Origin of the sequence: uncultured Leptotrichia sp. (genome assembly GCF_938036635.1) — a bacterium.
GTDB lineage: Bacteria > Fusobacteriota > Fusobacteriia > Fusobacteriales > Leptotrichiaceae > Leptotrichia > Leptotrichia hongkongensis.
On sequence record NZ_CALHQO010000199.1, the window covers coordinates 1 to 4677 of the forward strand.

General features: G+C 35.7%; 2 protein-coding genes. Both read right to left on the bottom strand.

Annotated elements, in window-relative coordinates; genetic code table 11:
• Positions 1-3182 (bottom strand): carbamoyl-phosphate synthase large subunit (gene carB, locus Q0370_RS03915; RefSeq protein WP_299572390.1); only part of this gene is annotated, 3182 nt, incomplete at its 3' end.
• Between the two features lie 131 nt (positions 3183-3313).
• Positions 3314-4396, bottom strand: coding sequence for a glutamine-hydrolyzing carbamoyl-phosphate synthase small subunit (gene carA / locus Q0370_RS03920; protein WP_299572393.1), 1083 nt, complete (start codon positions 4394-4396; stop codon positions 3314-3316).
• Between the last annotated feature and the right edge of the window lie 281 nt (positions 4397-4677).

The following is a 4677-nucleotide window of genomic DNA, read 5'->3' on the forward strand; positions in this document are numbered from 1 at the left end:
ATCGAACTTACATTAAATGAAATGGATTCCAGAACTTTTAGCAAAGCATCTGTTGTATCAAGCGAAGTAAGACATGCTATTTCCTGCTCGCTTGCAGCACGTCTGATTTTAAATCCATCGTTTCTTGCAGTCTTTTTCTTACCAGCTGTATTTATTACCATATCAACAAGTCCTTTATAAATCAGCCCTAGCACATCGTGTTCATATTTTCCTTCTTCTTCAATTTTTCCGACAGTTTCAACACGAAGCCCTTTTTCCTCAAAATATTTAGCTGTACCTTTTGTAGCCATTATATGATAACCCAAGTCAGAAAATCTCTTAGCCAGTCCATAAGCTTCCTCTTTTGCAGTTCCACTAATTGTAAACAATACGCTTCCTTGATCCTTGACTTTAATTCCAGATGAAATTAGCCCTTTGTAAAGTGATTTTTCAAGGTTTTCATCACTTCCCATAACTTCTCCTGTTGACTTCATTTCAGGCCCTAGTGTTGTGTCCACATCTTTTAATTTCTGGAAACTGAACACAGGAACTTTTGTATACACATGTTTACTTTCTTCAATTAATCCAGTTTGATATCCTTTACTTTTCAACGTTTCTCCAAGAATTCCCTTCATAGCAAGATTTGCCATAGGAACACCTGTAATCTTGCTTAAAAATGGAACTGTCCTTGAACTTCTAGGATTTACTTCCAATACATAAACTTCTCCATCGCTAATTACATACTGAATATTCAAAAGCCCTATAATGTTTAATCCCTTTGCAAGTCTTGTTGTATAGTCAATTAATGTACGCTTTTGTGAATCTGTAATACTTTGTGGAGGGTAAACCGCAATAGAATCTCCAGAATGGACTCCCGCTCTTTCGATATGCTCCATAATCCCTGGTATTACAACTGTTTCCCCATCGCAAATTGCATCCACCTCGATTTCCTTTCCAACTAAATATCTGTCAGTAAGCACAGGATGATCAGGAGATACTTTTACAGCATTTTCCATATATTGACGCAGTTCCTCTTCACGATATACGATTTCCATTGCTCTCCCACCTAATACATAAGATGGACGCACTAGAACAGGGTACCCAATTTCAGCCGCATTTTTTACAGCAGTTTCCGTATCAAACGCAGTTTTTCCAAGTGGCTGGGGAATGTTCAATTTATGTAGCAATGCCTCAAATTTATCACGGTTTTCCGCATTATCAATTTCTTCAAGTGCTGTTCCCAATATTTTGACACCATGTCTTGCCAATTTTTCAGCCAAGTTAATTGCCGTCTGACCACCAAACTGAACAACAACGCCTTCTGGCTGTTCAAGCTCGATTATCGCCATAACATCCTCTTCTGTAAGTGGCTCAAAATAAAGCTTATCCGATATTGAAAAGTCCGTTGAAACAGTTTCAGGATTGTTATTTACAATAATTGCCTCATAACCAGACTCTTTTATTGCCTTCACAGCATGAACTGTAGCATAGTCAAATTCAACACCTTGCCCAATTCTAATAGGTCCTGAGCCAAGTACAATAATTTTTTTCTTATCCCCCACAACACTTTCATTTTCCTGCTCATAAGTCGAGTAAAAATAAGGCGTTTCTGACTTAAATTCAGCCGCACAGGTATCAACCATTTTAAATACAGGTTTAATATTGCATTTTTCACGAAGTTTGTAAACTTCATCTTCTGTCGTATTCCAACGGTGTGCAATAACTTTATCTGAAAATCCATATCTTTTGGCAAACAGCAGTACATCTGGATTATTTACATTCGCCTTCAATTCAACTTCAATATCAATAATATTTTTCATTTTATCAAGGAAAAACATATCAATTTTTGTCATATCATGTATTTCCTGCGGAGTAACTCCTCGTCTTAACGCTTCTCCAATGAAAAATAATCTTTCATCTCCAGCTTTCTGAATTCTTCTCAAAATGTATTCCAAGCTAAATTCATCCCCATTTGGAAGCCCCAAGTGATGTACTCCGTACTCAAGCGAACGAATAGCTTTTAACAAACTTTCCTCATAAGTTCTTCCAATTGCCATTACTTCCCCTGTTGCCTTCATTTGTGTACCTAAATGCCTATCTGCCTTTTCAAATTTGTCAAATGGAAATCTCGGTATTTTACTTACAACATAGTCAAGTGACGGCTCAAAGCACGCATACGAATTTTTAGTAACAGGATTTATAATTTCATCAAGTGTTAATCCAACTGCAATTTTTGCAGCAATTTTTGCAATTGGATAACCTGTTGCCTTTGAAGCAAGTGCCGATGAACGTGATACCCTCGGATTTACCTCAATAATATAATAATTGAACGAATACGGATCTAATGCCAGCTGAACGTTACATCCACCTTCTATTTTCAATGCTCTTATTATTTTCAGCGAAACATCTCTCAACATGTGGTATTCCCTGTCTGTCAATGTTTGTGACGGTGCAACTACAATCGAATCTCCCGTGTGAATCCCAACTGGGTCAATATTTTCCATATTGCAGACAACAATCGCTGTATCATTGCTGTCACGCATTACTTCATACTCGATTTCCTTGTATCCTGAAATTGATTTTTCTAATAAACATTGAGTTACTGGCGAATATCTAAGTCCATTTGTAACAATGTCTTCCAATTCTTCATCATTATGGCAGATTCCTCCACCAGTTCCTCCCATTGTAAAGGCAGGTCGCACAATCACAGGGTATCCAATTTTTTCCACAAATCTACGTGCCTCTTCCAAATTATGAATAATATCCGATTCAGGCACAGGCTCTCCCAGTTCATTCATCAAATCTCTGAACAATTCCCTGTCTTCCGCCTGCTTAATAGAGTCAAGCTTCGTTCCTAGCAGCTCTACTCCACATTCTTCCAGCACTCCCGCTTTGTGCAGTTCCACAGCCAGATTTAGCCCAACCTGCCCTCCAAGAGTAGGAAGCAAGGCATCTGGACGTTCTTTTCTTATAATTTTTGACACAAATTCAACAGTTAATGGCTCAATATATACTTTATCCGCAATTTCCTTATCTGTCATAATAGTTGCAGGATTAGAATTTACAAGAATAACCTTGTATCCTTCTTCACGCAATGACAAACACGCCTGTGTCCCCGCATAATCAAATTCAGCAGCCTGTCCAATAATAATCGGTCCAGATCCAATCACTAAAATTGTTTCTATATCTTTTCGTTTAGGCATTTCCCTACATCTCCTTGCTATTAATTTTTATCAACACTTTTATTTCAATATTTTATAATTTTTAATTTTATGTAACAAATTTACCTAAAATAAACTAAAAAATTTGTTTTCAATCAATAGTTCTAAAATTATTATTTCCGATTCTTTTTCATATTTTCAATAAACATATCAAATAAATAATTCGGATCATGTGGTCCTGGAGAAGCCTCTGGATGATACTGTACCGAAAATACTGGATATTTTTTATGTCTTACACCTTCACAGGTTCTATCATTTACTGCGATATGTGTCAGTTCCAGGTCTGTCCCTTTCAACGAGTCAATATCAACAGCATATCCATGATTTTGTGCTGTAATATCAACTTTTCCAGTTTGTAGGTTTAATACTGGCTGATTTGCCCCACGATGTCCGAATAGCAATTTATATGTCTTTGCTCCACAGGCAAGTGAAATCAGCTGATGTCCCATACAAATTCCAAAAATTGGCACTTTGTCTATTAATTCCCTAATTGTAGCAATTGTTTCTGGAACATCTATCGGATCTCCCGGTCCATTGCTTAACATTATTCCGTCTGGTTTTTGTCTTAAAATTTCTTTAGAAGTTGCATTATGTGGCATTACGACAATATCACAGTCTCTTGAGTTAAGTTCCCTCATAATTCCTGATTTCATTCCTAAGTCAAGAAGAACAACTCTCATCCCTCTTCCAGATGAAAGAAATGCTTTTTTTGTCGATACCTGTTCGATTTGATTGGTTGGCAACGAATTGATTTTTAAATTTTTTGCAATTTCTTGCGGATCTTTGTCTGCACTAACGATAATTCCCTTAATCGTTCCATGCTCTCTTATTTTCTTTGTCAGACTACGTGTATCAATTCCAGAAATTCCTGGAATATTTAAGTCTTTCAAAACTTCATCCAATGTAAATTCATTTCTAAAATTAGAAGGTTTTCTACATATTTCACGAGTTACAATTCCTTTGATACTTGGATTAATAGTTTCATAATCATCCCTATTTATTCCATAATTTCCAATTAACGGATAAGTAAATGTAATAATCTGCCCATTATACGATGGATCTGAAATAGTTTCCTGGTACCCAGTCATCGCAGTATTAAAAACAACTTCCCCAGCCATTTCCACATCTGCTCCAAATCCATACCCTTTATACACACTACCATCTTCCAAAACAAGCTGTTTATCCAATGCGTACATAAATACTACCTCCCTAAATTTTAAATGATACTATTTGTTTTAAAATTTGTTCAATTGTCATTAACGTGTCTGATTTGCGATATAGTAAACTATTTTAATTCAAATCCTAGATATGTATTTAATAAAAGTCTGAATGTATTTACTAACATCTCTAATCTCATAATTATACTATATTTTCAAAGTTTTATCAATAATGGTAAATGATTATTTTTGTAACAAATGTTTGGGTGTATTGTATAATCAAATGCAACAAATTTAAGTAATTATTAAAAATATCTCTG